This window comes from Coprococcus sp. HPP0074 (assembly GCF_964238105.1).
GTDB lineage: Bacteria > Bacillota > Clostridia > Lachnospirales > Lachnospiraceae > Faecalimonas > Faecalimonas umbilicata.
Map to the genome: position 1 here is coordinate 243,180 of NZ_CAXSKS010000003.1, position 26,039 is coordinate 269,218.

Here is a 26,039-nt window from a genome sequence, read left to right on the forward strand (position 1 = left end):
AATAAATGGAAAAAATGTCATTTTCAGCAAAAGTAAAAGAAGAACTGTCCACGCATATGAGCAGTGCAAGACATTGTCAAATTGCAGAACTTGCGGCGATCATAAGTATCTGCGGGAGAATTTCCATCTCCAGTTCGGATAGATACCGGGTGACGGTACATACAGAAAATATAACTGTTGCAAGAAAGTACTTTACATTAATCAAAAAAACATTTAATATATGTACTGAAACTTCTATTCGAAAGAACCTTAAAAAAGGAAGTGTTTTTTATTCCGTTATCATTGCAAGGCACGAAGAGGCAGTGAGAGTGCTTCAGGCAGTGAAGTTATTGGATGATACGGGTGAAATTAGAGAGGAACTTTCCATTGTAAAGAATGTGGTGATTCGTCAGCTATGCTGTCGGAGAGCGTTTCTAAGGGGAGTGTTCCTTGCATCAGGTTCAATCAGTGATCCTTACAAATCTTACCACTTTGAAGTGGTATGTGCGACTGAAGACAAGGCGAAGCAATTACAGTATATTATGAACAGTCTGCATATGAGTGCCAAGATCGTGCTTAGAAAGAAATCCTATGTTGTCTACCTCAAGGAGGCAGATCAGATTTCAGATATGCTAAATATCATGGAGGCACATGTTGCACTGATGGAGTTTGAAAATATTCGTATTTTAAAAGATATGAGAAACACCGTGAATAGAAAGGTAAATTGTGAAACTGCCAATATTAATAAAACCGTTTCCGCAGCAGTCAAACAGCTGGAAGATATTGTATATATCAGAGATGAGATCGGTTTTGAAAAATTAGCAGACGGATTAAGAGAGGTTGCTCTTGCGAGAATCGCCTATCCGGAAGCAACATTGAAGGAACTAGGTGACGCACTGACACCGCCAGTCGGGAAGTCGGGTGTGAATCATCGGCTAAGAAAGTTAAGTGAGATCGCTGAGAAGGTAAGAGCGAACAAGGAGGTACACAATGATTAGGAAACCAGTAACAATTCAACTTGACAATGGACTAGAGGCAAGACCAATTGCTCTGCTTGTTCAGGAAGCAAGTCAATATGCAAGCCAAATCTATATTGAGATCAAGGAAAAAAGAATTAATGCCAAAAGCATTATGGGAATGATGAGCCTGAACGTTCACAGCGGAGAAGAGCTGACAGTAGTTACTGAGGGTGAGGACGAAGAAAAGGCAGCACAGGGTATTGAATTGTTTTTAAATAATGTAAAGTAAAAGAGGTAGGAAAAAGAGCATGTGATATGCTCTTTTTTATCCTATAAAAATAGTAGAAAGGAGAACGCGATGAAGAAATTATTATTTATTTATAATCCGAACGCAGGGAAGGGATTGATCAAGCCAAAACTGTCAGATGTACTTGATATTTTTGTGAAAGCAGGATACGAAGTGACCGTTTATCCGACACAGAAGTACCGGGATGGATATCACAAAGTGCGTCACTTTAAGGAAGAATATGACTTAGTTGTGTGCAGCGGTGGAGATGGCACGCTTGATGAAGTCGTAACCGGGATGATGAAGAGAAAAGAACAGATTCCAATCGGTTATATCCCGACTGGGACGACGAATGATTTTGCCAGAAGTTTACATATTCCAAAAGATATGCTAAAGGCTGCAGATACGGCAGTGAATGGAATTGTCTTTCCGTGTGATATCGGGAAATTTAACCACGATTTTTTTGTGTATATCGCAGCATTCGGGCTTTTTACAGATGTTTCATATCAGACAAAGCAGGAAGTGAAAAATGTTCTCGGACATCTTGCATATGTGCTGGAAGGAATGAAGCGCCTTTATAATGTGCCGTCTTACCGGATTAAAGTGACGCATGATGATCAGGTGATCGAAGATGAATTTATCTTCGGGATGGTAACAAATTCCAGGTCGATCGGCGGATTCCGAAATATGGTTGGAAAGAGTATTGTATTTGATGACGGAGAGTTTGAAGTGACTCTGATTAAGACGCCAAAGAATCCGTTAGCATTGCAGGAGATCATCGCAGCGATTCTGATCGAACAGATTGATACAAAACATATGTATACATTTAAGGCAAACAGCTTGAAACTGGAGTCTCTGGAAGAGATTCCGTGGACACTGGATGGTGAGTTCGGAGGGGAACATGATGAAGTGATGATTGAGAACCAAAGACAGAAATTAAAGATTATGGTGCCTATCGATAAAGTCAAATCTCTGATGAAGGAACCAGATACGTTACAATTAGAGGAAGGAATTGAAGAGGATTAATGGAAAAGAGAGAAAAATTTTCATCCCGGTTGGGGTTTGTATTGATTTCAGCCGGTTGTGCAATCGGTCTTGGTAATGTATGGAGATTTCCATATATTACGGGAAAATATGGAGGGGGAGCATTTGTACTTGTATATTTGTTTTTCTTATTTATACTTGGTCTGCCGATTGTTGTTGCAGAGTTTTCAGTAGGGAGGGCGAGCCAGAGAAGTATTGCTACTTCCTTCAATAAATTAGAGCCAAAAGGGACAAAATGGCATTGCTATCGTTATTTTGGAATGGCAGGTAATTATTTGTTGATGATGTTTTATACAACCATCGGTGGATGGATGCTTGCGTATTTCTTCAAGATGCTCAAAGGAGAATTTACAGGACTGAAGCCAAAGGAAGTTGAGCAGGTATTTGCTACATTTACATCTGATCGAAATGCGATGATCTTCTGGATGTTATTAATTTCAATAGCAGGATTGTGTGTGTGTTCGCTTGGACTTCAGAAAGGCGTGGAGGGAATCACAAAGATCATGATGTCTACGCTGTTTGTAATTATGGCGGTGTTGGCGGTGAAGTCACTAACACTTCCAAACGCAATGGACGGTCTCCGTTTTTATCTTGTACCGGACTTCGGTAAGATGAAAGAGGCAGGGATCGGTACTGTGATTTTTGCAGCCATGGGACAGGCATTTTTTACACTGAGCATTGGAATCGGGGCACTGTCAATTTTCGGAAGCTATATTGGGAAAGAACGAGCACTGACTGGAGAGGCCATCAGCGTTGGTTTACTTGACACAACGGTGGCGATTGTTTCTGGTCTGATTATTTTTCCAGCATGTTTTGCATTTGGAATCAATCCAGGAGAAGGTCCGGGACTTGTATTTGTAACATTGCCGAACGTATTTAACGAGATGGCAGGCGGAAGAGTGTGGGGAAGTCTGTTCTTCCTGTTCATGACATTTGCGGCATTTTCTACGATTATCGCAGTGTTCCAGAACATTATCACATTTGCAAGAGAGATGTGGGGGTGGTCCTTACAGAAATCTCTGCTCATAAATGGTGCGCTTTTGATCCTGTTAGGACTTCCGTGTATACTTGGTCTGACAGATTGGTCTGGAATACAGATCCTTGGAAAGAATATTATGGATTTTGAGGATTTCCTTGTCAGCAACAACCTGCTTCCACTCGGATCTTTGATCTATCTGTTATTCTGTGTGACAAAATATGGGTGGGGATGGGATCATTTCCTGAAAGAAGCCAATACCGGAATCGGAATCAAATTCCCGGGTGGCCGTCCGATGAAGTTGTACCTTACATTTGTTCTTCCGGCGGTAATCTTGTTTATCTTTGTGCAGGGATATATGTCCATGTTTGCCGGAGGAATGTAGGAAAAATCAGCAGCAGAAGCCGAGGGGCGAAAAGCGCCTGGTTTCTGCTGTTAAAATCTATAAAGGGAAGGTTTGGGCGATAGATAAGAATTGTTCAAGTATAGAAGCAAAAAATAGAAAAACAAAAAAGTTTAAAAAATTTGAAAAAAATTGAAAAAAAGACTTGCATAATCCCAAAAAGTGTTCTATACTATACAGGTACCAAACGAATGGCTCCATGGTCAAGCGGTTAAGACGCTAGCCTCTCACGCTGGAATCAGGGGTTCGATTCCCCTTGGAGTCACTTTTAGGAGTTTCAAAAACCTTGTGAATATAGGTTTTTGAAACTTTTTTTGTTGCAAAAAAGTGCAGGGTATCAAGCATAAAATCAGAGTAAATTTAGGAAAGGGAGTATACGAGTCAAATAGAGGTTGAATTTTGATGAAAAATTTAATATCTTTAAAATTTTTAATTCCTTTAATAGTCTGTTGGTTGTAAAATGTAGGATTCTGATAAAAAGCAGTTGTATAACACACCGCAAGATAACATTTTTTCTATAAAAGATAGTGGTATTCACAAAGAAAAGTTAGTTATAAATATGGAGGTTGGATTTACAATGGACATTACAAAAGAAATTTTAAGACGTGCAACTATACAAGGTATTACAGAATATTTGCTCTATGGATCCGCGATCGAGGCAAAACAGACAGAATTAGATTATAACAAAAAGTTAGAAGAAAGTTATAGTAAAAATGAAGAGGTATTAAGAGAACATGAAAACAAAACAGTTTCAGAACTGATAGATTCAGCAAATGAAATGGCAAGTGAGGTTTCCGAAGTTTATACTGCGCTTGGTCTACAAGCGGGTATGAAAATCATGCAGGAACTGTTGAAAGGCATGAATAAATAGCAAATTTCCTTGTTTGTTTACATTCAAAAAACAGTGTCTTGCAGGATGCCCCGAGCAACGGCTTCTAACAGGTTGGTGGGGCATCGGGGCAAGCGTTACGCTGACAGAATATTATGGGTTCTTTCTATTTGACAATCCGAGCATATAATCAGCAGATACATTGTAAAATTTGCATAATGCTATCAGATAATCAATAGGCATTGGTCGCTTTTCTAATTCATATTGAGAATAAGTTGTTTGAGCAACTCCTAGCATATCAGCTACTTTCTTTTGAGAAAGATCGTTATCTTGTCTTAAATTTCTCATTCGTTCAGCATAATTCAAAGTTATCACCTCAAATTGATTTTATTATAGAAAGAATTTGAGGATTGACTTTCAAGTCGGTGCGAGTTAAAATAAAAATATAACTCGGAACGAGTTGAAAATGTGTTGAATTTAAGGATGATAGAAGAGGGGATAGAATTCGGGTTCTTAAATATTGTCTTTAGATTCATGAAGGCAAATTTTAGGAGGAGATACAAATGAGAAAGAAATTTGTTGTTGCGTTGGTTGCTGCTATGTCTTTGACTGTTGCAGGAACGGGAACAGTATTTGCGATGGATAAAGTATCAGCAATAGCAAGCGAAAAAGAGCATGTACATGGGGATAATTGCGAGTGGGTAGTGGATAAGGAAGCGTGGCAGGAAACTATTCACCACGAAGCAGAATACAAGACGGTTCATCATGAAGCTGAAGGATATTATGAAAAACAACAAGTACAAGTAGGTACTAAGCCTATTTACGAAAAACAGAAGCATGCAATTTGTCAAACATGTGGTGGTATAGATATAGGTCTTTACGAAGATCCTGTAGAAGGCGGTTTATCTAAAGAGTATGGAGAACATATCGGATATCATGCGGATCGTGGTGAATTCCGTATAATAATAAAGGCTAAATGGGTTGATGTACAAGTTGGTGAGGAGCCTATTTATGAAGAGAAGGATATCTGGATTGAAACAAAGCCGGCATGGGATGAACAAGTTCTTGTAAAAGAAGCATATGATGAGGTGATTAATCACCCGGAAGAGGGACATTGGGTATGTAATGGAGAATCACAAGAGCCGGATCAGAAACCGGAACAGCCGGAGAATCCGGATCAAAAGCCAGAACAGCCGGAGAACCCAGATCAAAAGCCGGAACAGCCAGAGAACCCAGATCAGAAACCGGAACAGCCAGAGAATCCAGATGTAGAAACACCAGAAGTACCGGAACAGAAGCCAGAAGCACCAACAACACCAGAAGAAAATAAGGAAAATGTTCAGACACAAGCAGCAGAAACAAAGAAAGAGGGAACAACACCAAAAACTGGTGACACAGCTTCCTCACTTCCGGTTGCAGGAGCAGGAATTGTTTCACTCAGAGTTGCTCTTGCAACAATCTTAAAGAAACGGAAATAATTTGATAATTTTATTTGATCGAAGCCTAATCGCTTATGCGTGAGGGCTTCTTTGTATGGGACGTTGTTTACTAAAAAATAGATGAGCATAGGAAAGAAAGAGCGGACGTATGATTACACCCACTTGTTTTTCTATTTTAATTAAAACAGCAGGCAAGATACGACCGGAAAGTTTCTGTGATAAAAAGGTTTCCTTTTTTTTACATATGAGGTATAATAGGGCATGTGAAATAACGTAAAAGAAGCGGAGGAAGAAACATGTTAGTATCAGCAAAAGAAATGTTAGAAAAAGCAAAAGCAGGTCACTATGCAGTTGGACAGTTCAACATTAACAACCTGGAATGGACAAAATCTATCTTATTAACAGCTCAGGAATGCAATTCACCGGTAATTCTCGGAGTATCTGAAGGTGCCGGAAAATATATGACAGGTTATAAGACAGTAGTAGGTATGGTAAATGGAATGTTAGAAGAACTGAACATCACTGTTCCGGTAGCACTTCACTTAGACCACGGAAGCTTTGAAGGATGTATGAAGTGTATCGAAGCAGGATTTTCTTCTATTATGTTCGACGGTTCTCACTACCCGATCGAAGAGAACGTTGCAAAGACAAAAGAGTTAGTAGCAATCTGTGCTGAAAAAGGAATGTCTCTGGAAGCGGAAGTAGGTTCTATCGGAGGAGAAGAAGACGGAGTTGTAGGAAAAGGTGAGTGTGCAGATCCTCAAGAATGTAAGGCAATCGCAGATTTAGGCGTAACAATGCTTGCAGCAGGTATCGGTAATATCCACGGAAAATATCCGGAAAACTGGGAAGGACTTAGCTTTGAGACACTAGATGCGATTCAGCAGCTTACAGGGGCAATGCCACTTGTACTTCACGGAGGAACAGGAATTCCGGAAGATATGATCAAAAAAGCAATTGACCTTGGTGTAGCGAAGATCAATGTAAATACAGAGTGTCAGTTAGCATTTGCAGCAGCAACTCGTGAGTATGTGGAAGCAGGAAAAGACCTTCAGGGAAAAGGATTCGATCCTCGTAAATTATTAGCTCCGGGAGCAGAAGCAATCAAAGCAACTGTAAAAGAGAAAATGGAATTATTCGGATCTGTAAACAAAGCTTAATATTTGCAGAAGAATTGTTCAGAGATAATTGAAAAGAGATTTCGGAAAAAAGATCAGTGTGACTGCACCGATCTTTTTTCCTTATCAATATTTATAAGAAATTACAAGTGTTAGGAACCTTGCTTTTTTTCTGAAATTAGAGTATCGTATTAAAGTGTATTTGAAAACGAAAACAAAAGCGAAACAAATATTTGGAAGGATGGGAATATGAGTGAAGTAATGAAGGTAACGGAAATCTTTGGGGAAAATGTCTTTAATGATGCTGTCATGCAGGAACGTCTGCCGAAGAAAGTATATAGAGAATTAAAGAAGACGATTCAGGAAGGAAAGGAGTTAGAGACTTCCATTGCTGATGTTGTCGCACATGAGATGAAAGAGTGGGCGATTGAGAAGGGGGCAACACACTACTCTCATTGGTTCCAGCCTCTGACAGGAGCGACGGCAGAAAAGCATGATGCATTTATTTCTGCACCGAAGCAGGACGGAAAAGTACTGATGGAATTCTCAGGCAAGGAACTTGTCAAAGGGGAACCAGATGCTTCCTCCTTTCCTTCCGGAGGATTGCGCGCCACATTTGAGGCGAGAGGATATACGGCATGGGATTGTACTTCTCCTGCATTTGTGAAAAAAGATGCGGAGGGAAATGGAGCAATTTTATATATTCCGACAGCATTCTGTTCGTACAATGGAGAGGCGCTCGATCAAAAGACTCCGCTGCTGCGCTCGATGGAGGCAATCGATAAGGAGGCAATGCGTCTCCTTCGTCTGTTTGGAAATACGACCTCTTCTAAAGTAATCCCATCGGTAGGGGCAGAGCAGGAATACTTTCTTGTAGATCGGGAAAAGTATTTAAAGAGAAAGGATCTTGTATTCACAGGAAGAACACTGTTCGGAGCAATGCCGCCGAAAGGACAAGAACTTGACGATCATTATTTTGGTGCGATCAGAGAACGAATTGCAGCGTTTATGAAAGATGTGAACAAGGAACTGTGGAAGCTTGGGGTATCTGCAAAGACGCAGCACAATGAGGTGGCTCCTGCTCAGCATGAACTTGCTCCGATCTATGCACAGTGCAATGTGGCAGTGGATCATAATCAGCTTGTCATGGAGACATTAAAGCAGGTGGCATACAAACATAACCTTCAGTGCCTGCTTCATGAAAAGCCGTTTGCAGGAGTGAATGGATCAGGAAAACATAATAACTGGTCGCTGACGACTGATGATGGAATCAATTTGCTGGATCCAGGAAAGACGCCGCACGATAATATCCAGTTTCTTCTTGTGCTCACTTGCGTATTAAGAGCGGTAGACCGCCATGCGAAACTTTTGAGAGAGTCAGCAGCAGATGTAGGAAATGATCAGCGTCTCGGGGCAAATGAGGCGCCGCCGGCAATTATTTCTGTCTTTCTTGGAGAACAGCTGGAGGATGTTTTGGAGCAGCTGATCAGTACAGGAGAAGCGACACATAGTCTGAAAGGCGAACGACTGCACACTGGCGTGTCGACACTTCCTGATTTTACGAAAGATGCAACAGACCGAAATCGTACTTCACCATTTGCGTTTACTGGGAACAAATTTGAGTTCCGTATGGTTGGTTCCAGAGATTCGGTTGCAGCGCCAAATGTCATTTTAAATACAATTGTGGCGGAAGCATTTGCGGAGGCATGTGATTATCTGGAAGAGGCAGAAGATTTTGACAGAGGTGTCCATGATCTGATCAAAAAATATGCTTACGAACACCAGAGAATCGTTTTCAGCGGAAATGGGTACTCAGATGAGTGGGTTGAGGAAGCAAAGCGGAGAGGGCTTCCGAATTTAAAAACAATGGTAGATACGATTCCGGCATTGGTAGAAGAGGAATCGGTTGAAGTCTTTGAAAAATTCGGTGTATTTACAAGAGCAGAATTAGAGTCAAGAGCGGAAATCAAATATGAGGCATATGCCAAAGCGGTAAATATTGAGGCGAGAGCAATGATCGATATTGCAAGCAAACATATCATTCCGGCAGTGATCACCTATATTACATCGCTTGCGAAGTCTATCAATGAAGTGCGTCAGGCATGTGCAGTAGCGGTGATCGATGTGCAGGAAGAACTTCTTACCCAGTCATCGAATCTTCTTGCAGAGACAAAGAATGCGCTAAAAGAGCTGGAGAAAGTAACAGAAGAAGCTGCAAAGAAAGAGGAAGGAATGGAGCAGGCATGCTTTTTTGAACGTCATGTTGTGCCTGCGATGGAGCATCTGCGTCGTCCGGTCGATCAGCTGGAGATGATTGTTGATAAAAATATTTGGCCGATGCCATCTTATGGAGACCTTCTGTTTGAGGTATAGTACAGATCTTTTGTTGTGAAGATAGAATAGTGGAAATTGTAAAAATTCTTAGATTCTTTTAATAAAATATTAAGGATGTTCCTATTGGATTCAAAAGAAGTTTATGTTATTCTTTATTTTGAAAGAAGATAAGAAACATCAGACAGTCCCCCGCCTGGTCTGCCTGGCGGGGGACTGTTTGTCATAAGGGACTGTGACTGCATGGAAGGCATTCTCTTCGGCATTTGTTGTGGGAGTGTCAAGTAGATACAGGAAATCTGGGGGAAATAGATGAATAGACATGAATTTTTAAAACAGTTGGAGCATGCTTTGGAAGCCGAGATGAATCCGGCAAAGGTCAGAGAGCATGTGGACTATTACCGAAGTTATATTGCAGAGGAAGTCAAAAATGGAAAGTCAGAGAAGGAAGTGATGGATCTTCTCGGGGATCCGTGGGTGATCGCAAGGTCTATCATTGACTCTCCTTTAAATGAAACGGAGGATCAATACACATATGCCGATTATGAAGAGGCAGAGCAGGAGGCACCATTTGGAACACCGGAGATAAAGATTAAGAAAATTACCGGATGGAAGATAGCGGCAGTTTGTGTCGGGATTGTGCTGATTTTGGTGCTTGTAATTTCGTTGCTCACTGGGTTGATCAGTATGTTGGCACCTGTGCTGGTTCCTCTTCTTGTGATTTGGATTGTGCTGCGAATCGTAGAAAATCACAGGCGGTGAGAAGAATCTGAAAATAGTAAAAATGGGGAAAAGTGGGGAGAATAAGCCTAAAATAGCAAAATAAAAGACCGTTGGGGGAGCCAACGGTCTTTTGAGGGGAGTATAAATAATTAATAAGGGGTTGTAAGAAGTTTCCTTCCTACAAGCAGTAGTATAATATAATACGTAATAAAAAGCAAGCTTAAATTAGAAAAAAAGCAAAATATTGGCAAAATTTACAAATGCAAAACCTCCGGAAGCTGCATAGTTTTTTACTGAACAGGGATAATAAGAATGTAACTATTCACGAGTGAGCAGCAAATTGCAGGAGGAAATTTAAAATGGCAAAGAATGCGAAAACAACAAACAAAGCCAAAAACAGTGAATCTTATTCATCTTATTCTGATGGATATTCCGGAAACAGCAGCAAAGCTTCAGATCGAATGACATCAAAAAATAGCAACAAGACATCGGATCGAATGACATCAAAAAACAGCAGCAAAGCATCTAACAAAAATAAGAATTCAGAGAGCAACGAAAATTCTTACGGAAATTGCGATTACTAATCAGCAGAAAAGAGCCAGCGCTGTAATACTTCAAATGTCTTAAATAGGAATACTTTTAAAAGAATCTGACAGAAAGCCTTTGGTAGTATGAAAATACCGCCGGAGGCTTTTTTATTGATGCGAAAATAGTTGTGCATCCAGACAAGTTGCGGTATCATAAAAATGAAATACAGAACATCGGGAGGAAGAAGATGGAGAAACTGGAACTGATTGCACCATGCCATTTTGGGCTGGAAGCAGTTTTAAAGAGAGAAATACAAGATTTAGGATATGAGATTATAAATGTAGAAGATGGAAGAGTGACTTTTGCCGGGGATGCAAGTGCGATTTGCCGGGCGAATGTGTTTTTGCGGACCGCGGAGAGAGTGCTGCTGAAGGTTGGAAGTTTCAAAGCAGTGACGTTTGATGAATTGTTCGAGCGGACCAAGGAGATCCCGTGGGAAAAATATATTCCGGAGGATGGAAAATTTTGGGTGGCCAAGGCCGCTTCTGTAAAGAGTAAATTGTTCAGTCCTTCAGATATTCAGTCTATCATGAAAAAGGCGATGGTTAACCGGATGAAGCAGCATTATCATATTGACTGGTTCGAAGAGAATGGGGCGTCTTATCCGGTGAGGGTATTTTTAATGAAAGATATCGTGACGGTAGGAATCGACACTTCGGGAGTTTCTCTTCATAAGAGAGGATATCGTCAGTTGTCCAGCAAAGCGCCGATTACAGAGACATTGGCAGCCGCTTTGATTTTGTTGACACCGTGGAAAAAAGACAGGATTTTTATAGATCCATTCTGTGGAAGTGGGACATTTCCAATTGAGGCGGCGATGATCGCTGCCAATATCGCACCGGGGATGAATCGCTCTTTCACGGCGGAGGAGTGGACAAACTTGATTCCGCGAAAACTCTGGTACGAGGCGGTGGATGAGGCGAATAGCCTGATTGACGATGATATTGAAGTGGATATTCAGGGATATGATATTGATGGGGAAGTTGTAAAAGCGGCCAGAGAGAATGCGAGAGAGGCAGGCGTAGAGCATTTGATTCATTTTCAGGAGCGGGCAGTAAAGGATTTAAGACATCCAAAGAAGTATGGATTTATCATCACCAACCCTCCATATGGAGAGAGACTTGAGGAAAAGTCTGCACTTCCGGCTCTGTATAGAGAATTCGGTGAGAGCTTTAAGAAGCTGGACAGCTGGTCGGCATATATGATTACGAGTTATGAGGAAACGGAACGGTATTTTGGAAGGAAAGCAGACAAGAACCGAAAGATTTACAATGGAATGCTAAAGACGTACTTTTATCAATTCCTCGGTCCAAAGCCGCCGAGAAGGAAGAAATATCCGGAAATTTAGACAGAACATAAATAGAAAGTGAATGACAATGCAGGATATGGATGTGCAAAGAAAAGGATCTGTATCCTGCTTGCAAAAAGGGACAGGGAGAAAGAACATGGAAAGAAAGATCATATTTGCGACAGGGAACCAAGATAAAATGAAAGAAATCCAGATGATTTTAGAGGATCTCGGAATTGTGGTATCCTCAATGAAAGAGGCTGGGATTGACGTGGATATCGTGGAAGATGGAACCACATTTGAAGAAAATGCGATGATCAAGGCAGAAGCGATTGCAAAATTGACAGATGCAATCGTGCTGGCAGATGATTCGGGATTGGAAATTGATTATTTGAATAAAGAACCGGGTATCTATTCGGCGAGATATGCAGGAACAGATACTTCTTATGAGATTAAAAATAATCTTTTGCTGCAGCGTTTGGAAGGAGTTCCAGATGAGAAGCGCACAGCAAGATTTGTCTGTGCAATCGCAGCAGTATTTCCAGATGGAAGCAAAGAGACTGTAAGAGGTACTATTGAGGGGCGGATTGGATATGAGATTGCCGGAGAACATGGATTTGGATATGATCCGATTTTTTATCTTCCAGAATACGGATGTACAACTGCAGAACTGGACCCGGAAAAGAAGAATGAACTTAGCCACAGGGGAAAGGCACTCCGTTTGATGAGAGGGATTATCGAACAAAAAATGCAGCAGGAAGATTAGGATCCAAAGAAATAAAAGGTTCGTGTTCCGAAAAAAGGAAACGCTAAAATAATATTCGAAGAAAATGACAGGTGAAAGAATGAAGATACTGATCGTGAGCGATACGCATGGGAGACACCGGAATCTGGAGGAGGTTCTGGACAGAGAGGGACCGATTGACATGCTGGTCCATCTTGGAGATGTAGAGGGGGGAGAAGACTACATCTGTGCACTGGCAGACTGTGAGACACATATTATTGCGGGAAATAATGATTTCTTTTCAGATCTGAGCAGGGAGCAGGAGTTTTTTATAGGAAAGTATAGAGTGTTTATCACACATGGGCACTCTTACTATGTCTCTATGGGAACGAAAGAACTGAAAAAAGAGGCAAGAAGACGAGGGGTAGATATTGTAATGTATGGACATACTCATGTGCCGCATCTGGAAGTAGATGGAAATCTTACTGTGCTCAATCCGGGAAGTCTTTCTTATCCAAGGCAGGCAGATCGCCGTGCAGGGTATATGATTATGGAAATAGATCACAATGGAAAAGCATATTTTGAGCAATGTTTTGTATAAAGTGCCAAATGAATAAAAAAATAAAAAAAATTAGAAAAAAGTGTTGACTTTTGTTTGTTGCTATAATATAATAACTCTTGTCTTAAGGACAGAGACAAAAACAAAAACACAAAATAGCAACTACGGGGTGTGGCTCAGCTTGGCTAGAGCGCCTGGTTTGGGACCAGGAGGTCGCAGGTTCGAATCCTGTCACCCCGACTCCGCGGGTGTAGTTCAATGGTAGAACACTAGCCTTCCAAGCTAGATACGTGGGTTCGATTCCCATCACCCGCTTTCCTAGAGCCTTAGCTGTTAGGAAGAAAAAAGAATGCGTGTTTGTAGCTCAGTTGGATAGAGCAACGGCCTTCTAAGCCGTGGGTCAGGGGTTCGAATCCCTTCAAGCACGCTTATGGTGGGTATGGTGCAGTTGGTTAGCGCGCCAGATTGTGGTTCTGGATATCGTGGGTTCGAGTCCCACTATCCACCCTTATTTTTTGCCTATTTTTAGGCGATGCATGATGGGCTATCGCCAAGCGGTAAGGCACAGGACTTTGACTCCTGCATTCGTTGGTTCGAATCCAACTAGCCCAGTTGAAGTTTTATATTATGGAGCATTAGCTCAGTCGGTAGAGCACTTGACTTTTAATCAAGTTGTCCGGGGTTCGAATCCCCGATGCTTCACTAGAACAAGCCTAGGCTTGTTCTTTATTTATGCGGATGTGGCGGAACTGGCAGACGCGCTAGACTTAGGATCTAGTGGGAGACCGTGCAGGTTCGATTCCTGTCATCCGCAGCCTAAAAGTGCCTAGAATAAGGCACTTTTTTTATTTGTGTTGCATTTCGTGTTGCATAGACTCAAAATAGTTATTGGCTTTATCATCCATTTCTGATACTTTATCTTTCAGAGCATGTCTATAAACTTCTTTTAATACTCGATCATTACCCCAGCCGCCACGCTGCATGATATAAGCATCCGGAATTCCGAGGGCGTGTTGCACGCTCGCGCAATAATGCCTTAAATCGTGGAAGCGAAAATGAGGTATTCCGGCTCTTTCCAAAATATCTTTAAATCGGTCTTTTATTTTTATTCAGTATCCTGAAAATAATTTGATGATCAGAGAAAAATGTTGATATACGTATACGTATATGATATTATATACTTGTAGGGAGGTGAGAGGTGCGCATGCAAAACAGTGAGGAAAAGAAAAACAGACCGCAAGATAAGTGGGATGAGAAAGCAGGGTTAGTTCCGAAGACATACAAAGTCGATAAGGAAGTAGCTGAAGAGTTCAAAGAAGTTTGTAAAGAAGTAGGTGTTGCGATGGGCACACAACTTACAAGGATGATGAAAGAATTTATTGAAGAAGTGAAAAAATAAATAGTAGTGAGGCAATTGAGAAAGGATAAGGAGAGCTCAGATGGAAAAATTATTAGAACAGATTTTGCAGGAACGCTATCAAAAAACAATCAAAGAAGCATCGAACAAAGAAATCTATACAGCACTTTTTATTCTCACGAAGGAGAAGATGAAAGGTGCAAAGCGAAATGAAGGAAAGAAGAAGCTTTATTATATTTCAGCAGAATTTCTGATTGGGAAATTGCTGTCAAATAACCTGATCAACCTCGGATTGTTTGAGGAGACAAAAGAAGTGTTAGAAAAGCATGGACATCAGATCACGGAGATCGAGGAGATCGAGCAGGAGCCTTCTCTCGGAAATGGGGGCTTGGGACGTCTTGCAGCATGTTTTTTAGATTCGATTGCCACACTCGGATTGAATGGAGACGGTGTTGGTCTGAACTACCACGACGGGCTGTTCCGTCAGACGTTTGCAGATCATAAGCAGAAGGAAGAGAAAAATCCATGGATCACAGATCTTAGCTGGCTCACAAAGACAGACGTGCAGTTTGAAGTGCCGTTTAAAGACTTTACGCTGACTTCCACGATGTACGATATCGACGTGCCGGGATATAGAAATGGATGCAATCGTCTCCACTTATTCGATGTAGATACGGTAGATGAATCCATTATCCGGGACGGAATCGATTTTGATAAGACAGATATCCCGAGAAACCTGACGTTGTTCCTCTATCCGGATGACAGCGATGAGGCAGGACAGTTACTCCGTATCTACCAGCAGTATTTTATGGTGAGCAATGCCGCGCAGCTGATCTTAAAAGAGGCAGAGGAACATGGATATGACCTTTACAGACTCCATGAGCATGTGGCAGTGCAGATCAACGATACCCATCCGACGATGGTGATCCCGGAATTGATCCGTCTTCTGATGCAGAGAGGATTTAATATGGATACCGCAATCGATGTTGTGAGAAAGACATGTGCATACACAAATCATACGATCCTTGCAGAGGCGTTGGAAAAATGGCCGGTGGCTTATCTCGAGAAAGTGGTGCCGCATCTGATGCCAATCATCCGGGAACTGGATGCGCGTGTCAGAAGAGATTACCATGACGAGCGTGTGTATATCATCGATGAGATGGACCGTGTACATATGGCACACATCGATATTCATTTTGGATATGCAGTCAATGGGGTTGCAGCGCTTCACACACAGATTTTGGAAGAATCGGAACTGAAACCGTTCTATGACATTTATCCGGAGAAATTCAATAATAAGACAAATGGGATTACCTTCCGAAGATGGCTCGTGCACTGTAATCCAGAACTGGCTGCCTATCTGAAAGAACTGATCGGATCGGAATATATGGAAGATGCCAAGCATCTGGAGAAATTGCTTGCATACAAAGATGACGAGCAGGTGCTGAAAACGTTAAGAGAGATCAAAATGCACTCCAAACAGGAGCTTGCGGATTATCTGAAGCGGACACAGCATGTGGAGATTGACACCAATTCTGTATTTGACATTCAGATCAAACGTCTGCATGAGTACAAGAGACAGCAGATGAATGCACTCTATGCAATCTATAAATACAAAGAGATCAAAAAAGGGAATCTTCCGAAACGTCCGATCACAATGATCTTCGGAGCAAAGGCAGCGCCGGCTTACACAATCGCAAAAGATATTATCCATCTGATCCTCTGTCTGCAGCAGCTGATTGAAAATGATCCGATCGTGAGCAAACATATGAAGATTGTCATGGTAGAGAATTATAACGTGACAAAGGCAGAAAAATTGATTCCGGCATGTGATATTTCTGAGCAGATTTCCCTTGCATCCAAGGAAGCATCCGGAACCGGAAATATGAAGTTTATGTTAAATGGCGCAGTCACACTTGGAACGGAAGACGGGGCAAATGTGGAAATCCACGAGCTTGTCGGCGATGAGAATATCTATATTTTTGGAAAGAAATCGGAGGAAGTCATCAAACTTTATGAGGATGCTTCTTATTGCTCGAGAGAGATTTATGAGAGTGATACCACCGTAGAAGAGCTTGTGGACTTCATTATCAGCAAGGAGATGATTCAGATTGGAGATCCGGTGAACCTTGGAAGACTCTACAAAGAAATCGTGTCCAAAGACTGGTTCATGGCGCTTCTGGATATCAGAGAATATATTCAGAAGAAAGAAGAAATGCTCGCAGATTATGAGGATCAGACCGCGTGGGCAAAGAAAGCGCTTGTCAACATCGCAAAGGCAGGGTATTTCTCCGCAGATCGTACAATCGCTGAGTACAACAGAGATATCTGGCAATTATCATAAGAGGAAACGAACATGAGAGAAACAGGGATATTGATGCCCGTATCTTCGCTCCCGTCACACACGGGAGTCGGAGAACTGGGAAAAGAGACAGAAAAATTTATCGGATATCTGAGTGCCTCCGGTGTGAAAATATGGCAAATTTTGCCGCTCAATCCGGTTGGCTACGGAAATTCTCCGTATCAGCCGTACTCTTCTTGCGCCGGGGATGAGATATACATCAGTCTCGAAAAATTGTGGGAACAGAAGCTTTTAAAAGAACTTCCGGTGTCAGAGCTTGCAGGAAGTACGAGGGTGCAGTATGAGCAGGTGCGGACGTGGAAAGAAACGTATCTGCGGGAGGCATTTCAGGCATTTATCGAAAAAGGATTGGACCAGACAGAGGAGTATCAGACGTTTGCTGCACAGAAATGGGTGCAGGAATACGGACTGTTCCGTGCATTTAAGAAAGCAAACGGAGGACTCTGCTGGAATGACTGGAAGCCGGAACATAAAAACTGGCCGGAACACAAAACGGAAGTTGCGAAAGCGGTCAGAGAAGAGGCAGACTATCAGATCTTCTTGCAGTATCTGTTTTACTGCCAGTGGATGGAAATGAAGAATGCTGCAAATGCAAATGGGATCCGCATTATGGGGGACGTGCCGTTCTATGTCGGGGTGGATTCTGTCGATGTGTGGGCGGGAAAGAAAAACTTTCTTCTCGACACAGATGGAAGACCGATCTTTATCGCGGGCGTGCCGCCGGATTATTTCAGCGCGACCGGACAGAGATGGGGGAATCCAATCTATGACTGGGAGTATCTGAAAAAGCAGAACTATCAGTTCTGGGTGGATCGGATCGGGTACAGCAGTCGCTTGTTTGACATTATTCGTATCGATCATTTCCGGGCATTTGATACATTTTGGAAAATTCCGGCATCTTGTCCGACAGCTGTTGAGGGAGAGTGGATCCTGGCGCCGGGATATGAAGTGATCGACACCCTTCTGGAGCAGATCCCGGGAGTGAACCTGGTGGCAGAAGATCTCGGAGATCTTCGACCGGAAGTGCTGGAATTAAAGGAACATTATCACTTAAAAGGTATGAAGGTTCTAATATTTTCCATCGACCCTACGGGAAAATATGCAAAAGATATTTTTGGCGATGTGGAAAATATGATTATTTACACGGGAACTCATGACAATGATACATTAATGGAATGGTATGAGGGTTTGTCTGTGGCAGAGAAACGAAAAGTGCGCCGTTTCCTATCAAGAGAAGGTATCCGGCAGGGATCCGTGAAAGAGCGTCTGCTCACCTACACGTTAAAGAGCAGGGCGGAGTATGCGATCATTCCGCTTGCGGATATTCTTGGAATGGGAAAAGAGGCACATCTGAACACGCCAGGAACGGTGGAGAGTCCAAATTGGGAGTGGAGAATGCCTAAACTGGAGAAAATTGAGAGTGGACTGAAAAAATATAGAAGGCAGTTTATTGACAGATAAGAAAGAATTATTTATATAGAAAAGAGATTAAATTGCACAAGGAGGAATTGGCTCGTTTGGGTCAATTCCTCCTTGTATTTTGGTGTAATTGTTAGAGGTTTTTGAAAGCAGTCTCTTCTGCATTCTTTATAACCTGGCGGATGATATCATCGCTTCCGTATAATTTCTGAATGCGCTCTAATTCATGGGCCATCCTTGTGTTGCTGACGGTGCGGTTGTCGGTGTTGACACTGACTTTGACGCCTGCATGTAAGAAGGTATCGAGTGGGTAATTGTTCCAGCTGTCGATAGCATGTGTTTGGAGATTGCTTGTCGGGCACATTTCGATTCCGATTCCTCTTCGGGCAATCTCCTGCATCAGGTCCGGATCTTGAATCAGTGCAAGACCATGGCCGATGCGGGCTGCGCCGTACTCCATGGCTGTGCGGACATTTTCCACATTGCCAGTCTCACCAGAATGGATGACAAAAGGAATCTTTCGGTGTCTTGCCTCCTCAAAGAGTTCATGAAAAAGAGGATTTGGAAACTTTGACTCATCTCCGGCAAGGTCAAGCGCGCAGACACCGTGTCCGACATATTTTTCCATACTGTCAAGGAGCTGCATATTCTGCTCTGGCGCAAAATGGCGCATTGCACAGGTGATCACATTATAATCAATTCCTGTCTCAGATTTTCCTTTTTCCAGTCCCCGCAGGACACTCTCAATCACGTCTTCACAGGAGAGACCATCCTGCGTGGAGAGTGTAGGGGCAAACCGAACTTCGATGTATTTCATCTGGTCTGCAGCAAGTTCTTTTAAGAATGTGTATGCAGCCAGTTCTAAGTTCGCTTTTGTCTGAAGACAGTGCAGCGGGAGATCGAATTTCTTTAAATACTCCGTGAGGGAAGTGCAGGAATCATCTACCGAAAGTTCGGAAAAATCTGGTGTACGATGCAAAAAATGGGAAAGTGTAGTGGCGGAAAGGGATCCGTCCAGGTGACAATGTAAATCTGTTTTTTTCAATTCTTTTATATTCAACATAAGTCCTCCTCTATATTCAGTCTGTTAGTTGCTTTCAGTATAACTGATTGCGAAGGGGGATACAAACATTTTCGTGTTGACAACCTTTGAAAAATTGTGATAAAGTGTGGATAGATTCAGAAGAAATAGTTTCTCGGAATCAATAAGAAGAGGATAGGAGCTGGAAAGATGAGCAGTATTTCTTGCAAATAGTAAAAACTAAACAGGCACAAGAAGGAAAAATAGTCTGCCAAGAATCGTTGGATGGGCAGATTGTATTTTGTATGTTTGTGCATTTGCAGGAAAATCTTTCGCAGTCTTATTATGTTGCGGCACAAGCTGTAGCGTAGAGATATAATAACAAGAGAACATAAGCAGTATGTCCATAACCGCAGATGAGCAGGAGTGGGATGTTTGAAGATGCAGAAAGTTTTTGAAGCGTTCTGTGTCTTTTTTATTACGCAGAAACTTTCTTCGGAATACTATGGGATGTGACAGAGAGGTTGTAAGGAAGGCAACGAACTTTGTTGGATTTATTAGGAGTAGATTTTCCATCAGATGCACAGCAAAAAGATGGAGGGGTAAAGATGTCGCAGATTTGTGTGAATGACTTAACATTTTATTATGAAGGAAGCTATGATAATATTTTTGAGCATGTTTCGTTTCGGATCGATACGGACTGGAAACTTGGTCTGATCGGAAGAAATGGAAGAGGCAAGACCACGCTTTTAAAATTATTGGAAGGGATTTATGAATACCGAGGCACAATCACAAGTGCAGTGACTTTTGAATATTTTCCATTTTCGGTAGAAAATCAGGAGAAGATGACGATTGATATTGTGGAGGAAGTGGATCCGTTGTATGAACTTTGGAGGATATGCAGAGAATTGTCTTTGATGGATACTGATGCAGAAGTGTTGTACCGTCCGTTTGAGACACTCAGCAACGGAGAGCAGACAAAGGTACTGCTGGCAGTATTGTTTGCAAAGGAGAATGCATTTCTGTTAATAGATGAGCCGACCAATCATCTGGATCTGGATACAAGGGAGATTGTAATGGCATATTTGAAAAAGAAGAAAGGATTTCTTTTAGTTTCCCATGATAGATATTTTCTAGATGGATGTGTGGATCACATACTGGCAATTAACAAAGAGGGAATTGAGATCTGCCAGGGGAATTTCACTGTGTGGCAGGAAAATAAAGAGCGAAAAGATGCTTATGAGGCTGATGAACAGGAGCGTTTGAAAAAAGAGATTGGAAAGCTTACAAAGGCGGCGGGAAGAACATCAGGATGGTCGGATCAGATCGAAAAAAGTAAGGTCGGGAATGGTCCGGTAGACCGTGGGTATATCGGTCATCAGGCGGCGAGGATGATGAAGCGGGCGCTTGTGATCGAACAGCGGGCGCAGAAGGCAGTAGAGGAGAAGAAAAAACTGTTGAAAAATCTAGAAAAAGCGGAAGAATTAAAACTGTTTCCACTCAGACATCACAGAGAAACGGTAATCAGGGCAGAAAATCTGGAGCTATTTTACGGAGAAAAGAAGGTGACAGGTCCACTGAATTTTGAAGTGAAAAATGGGGAACAGGTCATTCTAAGAGGGAAAAATGGATGTGGAAAATCAAGTATGCTAAAGCGGATTCTGGGAGAAGCTATTTCTTATCGGGGCAAATTAGAGGTTGCCTCCGGCTTGAAAATATCTTATGTTTCTCAGGATGCAGAGCAGCTTTGTGGGATGATTGATGAATTTGCAATAAAAGAAGGAGTGGATCCAACACTTTTGAAAGCGTTACTGCGAAAACTGGATTTTTCCCGGGTACAGTTTGAAAAACCAATCGAATCTTACAGTGGAGGGCAGAAAAAGAAAGTACTGCTTGCAAAAAGTCTCTGTGAGCAGGCACACCTCTATATCTGGGATGAACCGCTGAATTTTATTGATCTGTTTTCCAGAACACAGATCGAAGAGCTGATACAGACCTATCGTCCGACGATGTTTCTGGTGGAGCATGACAGATTTTTCGGGGAGAAGATCGGGGCGAGATATGTGGAAATCCAGTGTACGCAGGATTGATCAAACTGTGAGGATACCGTGCATCGGCATTGCTATTTTCAAGGAAATGCGTTATGGTAGAAAAAAGATAAAGGAGGTATTTTTCACATGCGTTTAAAAGGAAAAGTTGTACTGATCACAGCTTCTACAAGAGGAATTGGACTGGCTTGTGCGGTTAGATGTGCAAAAGAAGGAGCGGTTGTCTATATGGCAGCGAGAAATATGGAGCGTGCAGAGGCGCGTGCACAAGAGTTAAATGAGCAGGGTTATACAGTGAAGACGGTATTTAACGATGCTTCCGACAAGGACAGCTATCGCACAATGGTAGAGGAAGTGATCCGCCAGGAAGGAAGGATCGATGTTCTCGTCAATAATTTCGGAACATCCAATCCGAAGAAAGATTTGGATATCAAAAGTACAGAATACGAGGAATTTATTGGAACATTGGATATGAATCTGGCGAGTGTATTTCTTCCGGTACAGGCAGTGATCCCACATATGGCAAAGCAGGGCGGTGGAAGTATTATCAATATTTCTTCCATCGGAGGACTTCGTCCGGATATCTCGCAGATTGCTTATGGAACGAGCAAAGCGGCAATTAATTATATGACAAAGTTGATCGCAGTGCAGGCGGCAAGAGATAACATCCGCTGTAATGCAGTGCTTCCGGGAATGACGGCAACAGATGCGGTCAAAGATAATCTGTCAGATGATTTCCGAGAGTTCTTTTTAAAACATACTCCGATCCGGAGGATGGGAGAACCAGAAGAAATTGCAGCAGCGGTTGTCTATTTTGCGAGTGATGATGCAGCCTATACAACAGGGCAGATCATGGATGTCTCCGGAGGATTTGGGATGCCTACACCGGTATACGGAGATATGATTGAGCGGACAGATAGAAGATAAAGCAAGGTGATTGCAGGAAGAACGGAAAATAGGTTTACAAATGTGCTTATAAAAGGAGACGAAAAGAGAAAAAATCTTTGTAATTTTTGATGCTTACTGCTAAAATAATATAAAGAAATTACAAAGAAATGGAGAGAACGAGTGGATAAAGAATACAAGATTAAGATTGGAAAGATTATTTTTCAAGCAGCGAAGATTGCAGTTGGAAGCTGTGGGGCGATTTCTATTGCAATGGCACTGAATCTGGAGTATGCAACGACGGCAGGGATCATTACACTGCTTTCAATTGTACCGACGAAATGGGATACACTGAAGCTTTCGATGTATCGGGTCATTACTTTTTTGTTGTCGGTGATTGTTGCGTGGACCTTTTTCCAGCATATGCACAGTGAGTGGCTGGCATACGGATTGTTTATATTTCTTCTGGTTGTGTTCTCAGAATGGACGGGATTGAAAGCGACGATCTCGGTCAATGCAGTAACGGGAACTCATTTTTTGATGACACACGATTTCAGTCTGGAATTTATTCTCAATGAATTTCTTCTTGTACTGATCGGGATTGGATTTGCAGCGGTGTTGAATCTGTTTCATTATAATAATGCACAGCAGAGAAGTCTTGTGGAAGATATGCGGTATGTAGAGAGAAAACTTCAGCAGATTATGGAAGAGTTGGAGAAATATCTCCGGAACATTCCGATGGATGAGAATGTGTGGGATGATATTATCGCGTTGGAGAAGAAATTGGAATACCATGTAGAAGCCGCATATGAATACCAGAACAATACATTTCAGTCTCATCCGGGATATTACATCGACTATTTTGAAATGCGTACAAAGCAATGTAATGTGTTGCACAACCTGCATTATGAGATGAAAAAGATTCGTTATATCCCGAAAGAAGCAGATATCGTTGCGGATTACATCTCCTATCTGCGACCATTTGTGACAGAGAAAAATGATCCTACTCCACAGATCGAGAAATTACATGAATTATTTGATGAAATTCATTACTATGAATTGCCAAAGACAACGGATGATTTTGAGAGTCGGGCAAAGTTATACCATATTTTGATGGATCTCGAAGAATTTCTCATTTTTAATCGAAGATTTGTGGAAGGCTTGGATGAGCGACAGAGAAGAATTTACTGGGAAGAATAGAGTAAGCACAAATGTAGGTCAAAAAGAGAACAGCATTTCTGTAAAATAAAATATGAAAAAACTTGGGGCACTTAAGATTTCTTCCCACAATCTTAAGTGCCTGTTTCTTTGCGCTAGAGAAATCAGTGTATAAGGAAAGAAAACTGCTTGACTTTTGGAGAAGAGTTTCTCTTATAATAGAGAGGACATACTGGATTACGAAAGAGGGTGTGTCCTCTCTATCTGTGTACAATCGGAAATAAATAGAATTGGAGCGATAAACTATGGCGATCATACTTGATTATCAACTGAGAGAACAAATTCCCCATGGTGTTGAAAAATTTCCTATTACATATTTTTGTGATGAACTTGCTGCGCTTCCCAACTGGGCAGGACCTTTACATTGGCATCCTGATTTTGAAATTGCCACTGCGGTAAGTGGTGTGCTGGACTTTCAAGTTGGGCAACATCATGTGATACTGAAAGCAGGTGACAGTATATTGGTTAATGGAAATATCCTGCATGGAATCAAGCAGTTATCTGGCGATATTCCTGATCCGATGCCGAATATTGTCTTTTCGGGTGCTTTAATTGCATCTGAAACTAGTGATATTTATCAAAAATATATTCAACCTGTCGCAAACTGTGATGCTTTGCCTTTTATTGTGTTTGATCAAAAAAATAGTTGGCACAATGAAGTGAATCAGTTGGTTAAAAATGTTTACGGTCTGATGTCTGAACAAAGGCAATGTTACGAAATGGCTGTGCAACGCGAACTTAGCAGTATATTTCAATGCATCTTTTCGAATTTTGATGAATTACCTAAAACAGAAAATACACGCATCCAAATCAATACTCAAATACGCATCCAAAAGATGCTCTCGTATATCCGGGAGCATTATGCAGAAGCCGTCACACTGGAAGAGATTGCCCGATCTGCCAGTATCAGCCGCAGCGAAGCGGGACGTTGCTTTAACGCATATGTAGGATGTTCTCCAGTGGATGCGTTGATTCAGCATCGACTTCAAGTTGCACACAGACTTATAAAAGATACAACGCGGTCTCTTCAAGAAATCAGTTATTCCTGTGGTTTTAATTCGGTACACTACTTTAGCCGTCAGTTTCGGAAAACCTATGGGTATACACCGGGACAATATCGTGCTTTGGGTAAATAGTGCTTTTATTTGGGTCTTTTGTGCCTTTGTTTTGATTGGATATGATGATATAATGCAATCCGACTATAATATTACATTCATTTTAAAGGAGCAGTTATGACAAAACAAAAAAACTACAAAAAAACACTTATAGCTTGCTATCTCGGTTTTGTTACCCAAGCGATATCTGCCAATTTCACTCCTCTGTTATTTTTGACGTTTAAGAACACTTATGGAATTGGATTTGAAAAGATTGCGCTGATTCCGATGGTATTCTATCTCACACAATTACTGATTGATCTTGCTGCCACAAAATTTGTTGACAAAATAGGATACCGTACCTGTGTAGTTTCGTCTCAGGTGTTATCTGCAGCAGGGCTTGTTTCAATGGCTATTCTGCCTGAACTGCTTCCTGTTTCCTTTGCGGGTATTCTGATTGCAGTCATCCTTTATGCTATGGGCAGTGGTCTTATTGAAGTATTAGTAAGCTCGATTGTGGAAGCTTGTCCTTTTGAAAACAAAGATGGGATGATGAGTTTACTACACTCCTTTTATTGTTGGGGGGCTGTAGGCGTGATTTTAGGTTCCACTCTCTTTTTTACAGTATTTGGTGTAGAAAATTGGAAGATACTTACAATGATTTGGGCAGTGGTGCCGTTATATAATGCATTCAATTTCATCTCTTGTCCGATGGAACGTTTAGTGGAAGATGGAAAGAGTATGCGGATCAGCCAATTGCTTAGATTGCCGTTGTTCTGGTTGATGATATTGCTTATGGTATGTTCCGGTGCATCTGAAGCGTCTATGGCTCAATGGGCATCTTCGTTTACAGAATCTGCGATGGGTGTTTCTAAAACGGTTGGTGATTTGGCGGGGCCTTGCCTGTTTGCGGTATTTATGGGAATATCCCGAATAGTATATGGAAAAATGAGCGAGAAGCTGGACTTGACTAAAACAATGTTGGCATGTGGTGTGTTATGCGTAATATGCTATTTGATGGCATCTCTGTCTTCAACACCAATGATCGGATTGGCAGGCTGTGCCCTTTGCGGACTTTCGGTTGGAATTATGTGGCCGGGAACGATCAGTATTTCGTCACAGAAGTGTCCAAGGGGGGGCACGGCAATGTTTGCATTTTTAGCTCTGGCAGGAGATTTAGGCGCTACGATCAGTCCTGCAATGGTAGGAAATATTTCTAATATGTTTGGCGGGAATCTCAAAGTGGGATTGTTTGCTGCGACTGTATTTCCACTGATACTGATTGTCGGATTGGCTGTACAGCTGAAAGGAAAGAGGAAAGAAAAAACGGCATAGCCAAAAAGGCATGCCGTTTTAAAGTGAAAATTTGAGAGATAAAATCATTGGGGC

Annotated in this window: 24 protein-coding genes and 8 tRNA genes; 29 read left to right on the forward strand and 3 right to left on the reverse strand. The window is 41.8% G+C overall.

Annotated elements, in window-relative coordinates:
• The first annotated feature begins 14 nt into the window (after positions 1 to 14).
• The 6 genes from whiA (at position 15) to ACESPO_RS05620 (ending at position 4,518) form a co-directional block, all read left to right on the forward strand.
• Positions 15 to 977 carry a DNA-binding protein WhiA gene (gene whiA, locus ACESPO_RS05595; protein WP_035103098.1) on the forward strand — a complete coding sequence of 321 codons (963 nt, stop codon included), beginning with the start codon at positions 15 to 17 and terminating at the stop codon, positions 975 to 977.
• Entirely contained in the window at positions 970 to 1,227 is a 258-nt protein-coding gene (locus tag ACESPO_RS05600; protein WP_008976695.1) for an HPr family phosphocarrier protein, read from the forward strand. The genes whiA and ACESPO_RS05600 overlap by 8 nt, the downstream gene beginning before the upstream one ends.
• Positions 1,228 to 1,296: 69 nt before the next feature.
• Positions 1,297 to 2,250, forward strand: coding sequence for a diacylglycerol/lipid kinase family protein (locus ACESPO_RS05605; protein ID WP_008976694.1), 954 nt, complete (start codon positions 1,297 to 1,299; stop codon positions 2,248 to 2,250).
• Entirely contained in the window at positions 2,250 to 3,629 is a 1,380-nt protein-coding gene (locus ACESPO_RS05610) for a sodium-dependent transporter (RefSeq protein ID WP_270602430.1), read from the forward strand. Before ACESPO_RS05605 ends, ACESPO_RS05610 begins: the two co-directional genes overlap by 1 nt.
• Positions 3,630 to 3,840: 211 nt before the next feature.
• Positions 3,841 to 3,912, forward strand: a tRNA-Glu gene (locus ACESPO_RS05615).
• 312 nt (positions 3,913 to 4,224) lie between these two features.
• Positions 4,225 to 4,518 (forward strand): hypothetical protein, encoded by a 294-nt coding sequence (locus tag ACESPO_RS05620; protein ID WP_336304595.1) that lies wholly within the window; start codon positions 4,225 to 4,227, stop codon positions 4,516 to 4,518.
• Between the two features lie 111 nt (positions 4,519 to 4,629).
• Here the strand turns inward: ACESPO_RS05620 and ACESPO_RS05625 are convergent, their stop codons facing one another.
• Positions 4,630 to 4,842: a helix-turn-helix domain-containing protein gene (locus tag ACESPO_RS05625; RefSeq protein WP_035103059.1), complete on the reverse strand. Its 213-nt coding sequence runs from the start codon at positions 4,840 to 4,842 to the stop codon at positions 4,630 to 4,632.
• Between the two features lie 197 nt (positions 4,843 to 5,039).
• Here ACESPO_RS05625 and ACESPO_RS05630 point away from each other — a divergent pair, with 197 nt between their 5' ends.
• The 15 genes from ACESPO_RS05630 (at position 5,040) to ACESPO_RS05700 (ending at position 14,060) form a co-directional block, all read left to right on the forward strand.
• Positions 5,040 to 5,954, forward strand: coding sequence for an LPXTG cell wall anchor domain-containing protein (locus ACESPO_RS05630; RefSeq protein ID WP_336304596.1), 915 nt, complete (start codon positions 5,040 to 5,042; stop codon positions 5,952 to 5,954).
• A gap of 257 nt (positions 5,955 to 6,211) precedes the next feature.
• Positions 6,212 to 7,075 carry a class II fructose-1,6-bisphosphate aldolase gene (fba, locus tag ACESPO_RS05635; RefSeq protein ID WP_009263083.1) on the forward strand — a complete coding sequence of 288 codons (864 nt, stop codon included), beginning with the start codon at positions 6,212 to 6,214 and terminating at the stop codon, positions 7,073 to 7,075.
• A gap of 207 nt (positions 7,076 to 7,282) precedes the next feature.
• Entirely contained in the window at positions 7,283 to 9,406 is a 2,124-nt protein-coding gene (locus ACESPO_RS05640) for a glutamine synthetase III family protein (protein ID WP_117577075.1), read from the forward strand.
• Positions 9,407 to 9,676: 270 nt separating this feature from the next.
• The gene (locus ACESPO_RS05645; protein ID WP_009263081.1) at positions 9,677 to 10,126 is read left to right on the forward strand and encodes a DUF1700 domain-containing protein; all 450 of its coding nucleotides are present in this window, start codon (positions 9,677 to 9,679) and stop codon (positions 10,124 to 10,126) included.
• A 320-nt stretch (positions 10,127 to 10,446) separates the two neighbouring features.
• Entirely contained in the window at positions 10,447 to 10,671 is a 225-nt protein-coding gene (locus ACESPO_RS05650) for a hypothetical protein (protein WP_009263080.1), read from the forward strand.
• 191 nt (positions 10,672 to 10,862) lie between these two features.
• Positions 10,863 to 12,023 carry a THUMP domain-containing class I SAM-dependent RNA methyltransferase gene (locus ACESPO_RS05655; protein WP_009263079.1) on the forward strand — a complete coding sequence of 387 codons (1,161 nt, stop codon included), beginning with the start codon at positions 10,863 to 10,865 and terminating at the stop codon, positions 12,021 to 12,023.
• Between the two features lie 97 nt (positions 12,024 to 12,120).
• Entirely contained in the window at positions 12,121 to 12,729 is a 609-nt protein-coding gene (locus tag ACESPO_RS05660) for an XTP/dITP diphosphatase (protein ID WP_009263078.1), read from the forward strand.
• A gap of 79 nt (positions 12,730 to 12,808) precedes the next feature.
• Positions 12,809 to 13,288 (forward strand): metallophosphoesterase family protein, encoded by a 480-nt coding sequence (locus tag ACESPO_RS05665; protein WP_009263077.1) that lies wholly within the window; start codon positions 12,809 to 12,811, stop codon positions 13,286 to 13,288.
• A 123-nt stretch (positions 13,289 to 13,411) separates the two neighbouring features.
• Positions 13,412 to 13,486: transfer RNA gene (locus tag ACESPO_RS05670), tRNA-Pro, on the forward strand.
• 4 nt (positions 13,487 to 13,490) lie between these two features.
• Positions 13,491 to 13,561, forward strand: a tRNA-Gly gene (locus ACESPO_RS05675).
• Between the two features lie 38 nt (positions 13,562 to 13,599).
• Positions 13,600 to 13,673: transfer RNA gene (locus ACESPO_RS05680), tRNA-Arg, on the forward strand.
• 6 nt (positions 13,674 to 13,679) lie between these two features.
• A tRNA-His gene (locus tag ACESPO_RS05685) sits at positions 13,680 to 13,753 on the forward strand.
• Between the two features lie 33 nt (positions 13,754 to 13,786).
• Positions 13,787 to 13,858: transfer RNA gene (locus tag ACESPO_RS05690), tRNA-Gln, on the forward strand.
• 17 nt (positions 13,859 to 13,875) lie between these two features.
• Positions 13,876 to 13,948 (forward strand) — tRNA-Lys (locus ACESPO_RS05695).
• A gap of 32 nt (positions 13,949 to 13,980) precedes the next feature.
• Positions 13,981 to 14,060, forward strand: a tRNA-Leu gene (locus tag ACESPO_RS05700).
• 31 nt (positions 14,061 to 14,091) lie between these two features.
• On the opposite strand, the gene ACESPO_RS05705 is transcribed toward ACESPO_RS05700, so the two are convergent.
• Positions 14,092 to 14,355 (reverse strand): tyrosine-type recombinase/integrase, encoded by a 264-nt coding sequence (locus ACESPO_RS05705; protein ID WP_412403008.1) that lies wholly within the window; start codon positions 14,353 to 14,355, stop codon positions 14,092 to 14,094.
• 95 nt (positions 14,356 to 14,450) lie between these two features.
• Here ACESPO_RS05705 and ACESPO_RS05710 point away from each other — a divergent pair, with 95 nt between their 5' ends.
• From ACESPO_RS05710 to malQ, 3 genes are read left to right on the forward strand one after another with little or no spacing between them, the layout of a single operon-like run.
• The gene (locus tag ACESPO_RS05710; RefSeq protein WP_009263076.1) at positions 14,451 to 14,645 is read left to right on the forward strand and encodes a hypothetical protein; all 195 of its coding nucleotides are present in this window, start codon (positions 14,451 to 14,453) and stop codon (positions 14,643 to 14,645) included.
• 40 nt (positions 14,646 to 14,685) lie between these two features.
• Complete coding sequence (locus tag ACESPO_RS05715) at positions 14,686 to 16,947, forward strand: glycogen/starch/alpha-glucan phosphorylase (protein WP_336304647.1); 2,262 nt, start codon at positions 14,686 to 14,688, stop codon at positions 16,945 to 16,947.
• Between the two features lie 12 nt (positions 16,948 to 16,959).
• A complete protein-coding gene (malQ, locus tag ACESPO_RS05720; protein ID WP_336304648.1) occupies positions 16,960 to 18,426 on the forward strand; it encodes a 4-alpha-glucanotransferase in 1,467 nt (488 codons plus the stop codon).
• Positions 18,427 to 18,517: 91 nt separating this feature from the next.
• On the opposite strand, the gene add is transcribed toward malQ, so the two are convergent.
• Positions 18,518 to 19,447, reverse strand: a complete 930-nt coding sequence (gene add / locus ACESPO_RS05725; protein WP_499788588.1) for an adenosine deaminase — start codon at positions 19,445 to 19,447, stop codon at positions 18,518 to 18,520.
• Between the two features lie 566 nt (positions 19,448 to 20,013).
• On the opposite strand from add, the gene abc-f reads away from it, so the two are divergent.
• The 5 genes from abc-f to ACESPO_RS05750 all read left to right on the forward strand — a co-directional run bounded on the left by abc-f (position 20,014) and on the right by ACESPO_RS05750 (position 25,985).
• The gene (gene abc-f, locus ACESPO_RS05730) at positions 20,014 to 21,495 is read left to right on the forward strand and encodes a ribosomal protection-like ABC-F family protein (protein WP_499788610.1); all 1,482 of its coding nucleotides are present in this window, start codon (positions 20,014 to 20,016) and stop codon (positions 21,493 to 21,495) included.
• Between the two features lie 87 nt (positions 21,496 to 21,582).
• Entirely contained in the window at positions 21,583 to 22,380 is a 798-nt protein-coding gene (hdhA, locus tag ACESPO_RS05735) for a 7alpha-hydroxysteroid dehydrogenase (RefSeq protein ID WP_120105436.1), read from the forward strand.
• A gap of 141 nt (positions 22,381 to 22,521) precedes the next feature.
• Complete coding sequence (locus ACESPO_RS05740) at positions 22,522 to 23,538, forward strand: aromatic acid exporter family protein (protein WP_320853073.1); 1,017 nt, start codon at positions 22,522 to 22,524, stop codon at positions 23,536 to 23,538.
• A gap of 263 nt (positions 23,539 to 23,801) precedes the next feature.
• Positions 23,802 to 24,692: a helix-turn-helix domain-containing protein gene (locus tag ACESPO_RS05745; RefSeq protein WP_499788589.1), complete on the forward strand. Its 891-nt coding sequence runs from the start codon at positions 23,802 to 23,804 to the stop codon at positions 24,690 to 24,692.
• A 96-nt stretch (positions 24,693 to 24,788) separates the two neighbouring features.
• Positions 24,789 to 25,985 carry an MFS transporter gene (locus ACESPO_RS05750; RefSeq protein WP_499788590.1) on the forward strand — a complete coding sequence of 399 codons (1,197 nt, stop codon included), beginning with the start codon at positions 24,789 to 24,791 and terminating at the stop codon, positions 25,983 to 25,985.
• The last annotated feature ends 54 nt before the right edge of the window (positions 25,986 to 26,039 follow it).

Bases quoted from the DNA above. Each gene is read 5' to 3' on its own strand.
- whiA (WP_035103098.1), top strand. From the start codon at position 15: ATGTCATTTTCAGCAAAAGTAAAAGAAGAACTGTCCACGCATATGAGC.
- ACESPO_RS05600 (WP_008976695.1), top strand. From the start codon at position 970: ATGATTAGGAAACCAGTAACAATTCAACTTGACAATGGACTAGAGGCA.
- ACESPO_RS05605 (WP_008976694.1), top strand. From the start codon at position 1,297: ATGAAGAAATTATTATTTATTTATAATCCGAACGCAGGGAAGGGATTG.
- ACESPO_RS05610 (WP_270602430.1), top strand. From the start codon at position 2,250: ATGGAAAAGAGAGAAAAATTTTCATCCCGGTTGGGGTTTGTATTGATT.
- ACESPO_RS05620 (WP_336304595.1), top strand. From the start codon at position 4,225: ATGGACATTACAAAAGAAATTTTAAGACGTGCAACTATACAAGGTATT.
- ACESPO_RS05630 (WP_336304596.1), top strand. From the start codon at position 5,040: ATGAGAAAGAAATTTGTTGTTGCGTTGGTTGCTGCTATGTCTTTGACT.
- fba (WP_009263083.1), top strand. From the start codon at position 6,212: ATGTTAGTATCAGCAAAAGAAATGTTAGAAAAAGCAAAAGCAGGTCAC.
- ACESPO_RS05640 (WP_117577075.1), top strand. From the start codon at position 7,283: ATGAGTGAAGTAATGAAGGTAACGGAAATCTTTGGGGAAAATGTCTTT.
- ACESPO_RS05645 (WP_009263081.1), top strand. From the start codon at position 9,677: ATGAATAGACATGAATTTTTAAAACAGTTGGAGCATGCTTTGGAAGCC.
- ACESPO_RS05650 (WP_009263080.1), top strand. From the start codon at position 10,447: ATGGCAAAGAATGCGAAAACAACAAACAAAGCCAAAAACAGTGAATCT.
- ACESPO_RS05655 (WP_009263079.1), top strand. From the start codon at position 10,863: ATGGAGAAACTGGAACTGATTGCACCATGCCATTTTGGGCTGGAAGCA.
- ACESPO_RS05660 (WP_009263078.1), top strand. From the start codon at position 12,121: ATGGAAAGAAAGATCATATTTGCGACAGGGAACCAAGATAAAATGAAA.
- ACESPO_RS05665 (WP_009263077.1), top strand. From the start codon at position 12,809: ATGAAGATACTGATCGTGAGCGATACGCATGGGAGACACCGGAATCTG.
- ACESPO_RS05710 (WP_009263076.1), top strand. From the start codon at position 14,451: ATGCAAAACAGTGAGGAAAAGAAAAACAGACCGCAAGATAAGTGGGAT.
- ACESPO_RS05715 (WP_336304647.1), top strand. From the start codon at position 14,686: ATGGAAAAATTATTAGAACAGATTTTGCAGGAACGCTATCAAAAAACA.
- malQ (WP_336304648.1), top strand. From the start codon at position 16,960: ATGAGAGAAACAGGGATATTGATGCCCGTATCTTCGCTCCCGTCACAC.
- add (WP_499788588.1), bottom strand. From the start codon at position 19,447: ATGTTGAATATAAAAGAATTGAAAAAAACAGATTTACATTGTCACCTG.
- abc-f (WP_499788610.1), top strand. From the start codon at position 20,014: ATGTCGCAGATTTGTGTGAATGACTTAACATTTTATTATGAAGGAAGC.
- hdhA (WP_120105436.1), top strand. From the start codon at position 21,583: ATGCGTTTAAAAGGAAAAGTTGTACTGATCACAGCTTCTACAAGAGGA.
- ACESPO_RS05745 (WP_499788589.1), top strand. From the start codon at position 23,802: ATGGCGATCATACTTGATTATCAACTGAGAGAACAAATTCCCCATGGT.
- ACESPO_RS05750 (WP_499788590.1), top strand. From the start codon at position 24,789: ATGACAAAACAAAAAAACTACAAAAAAACACTTATAGCTTGCTATCTC.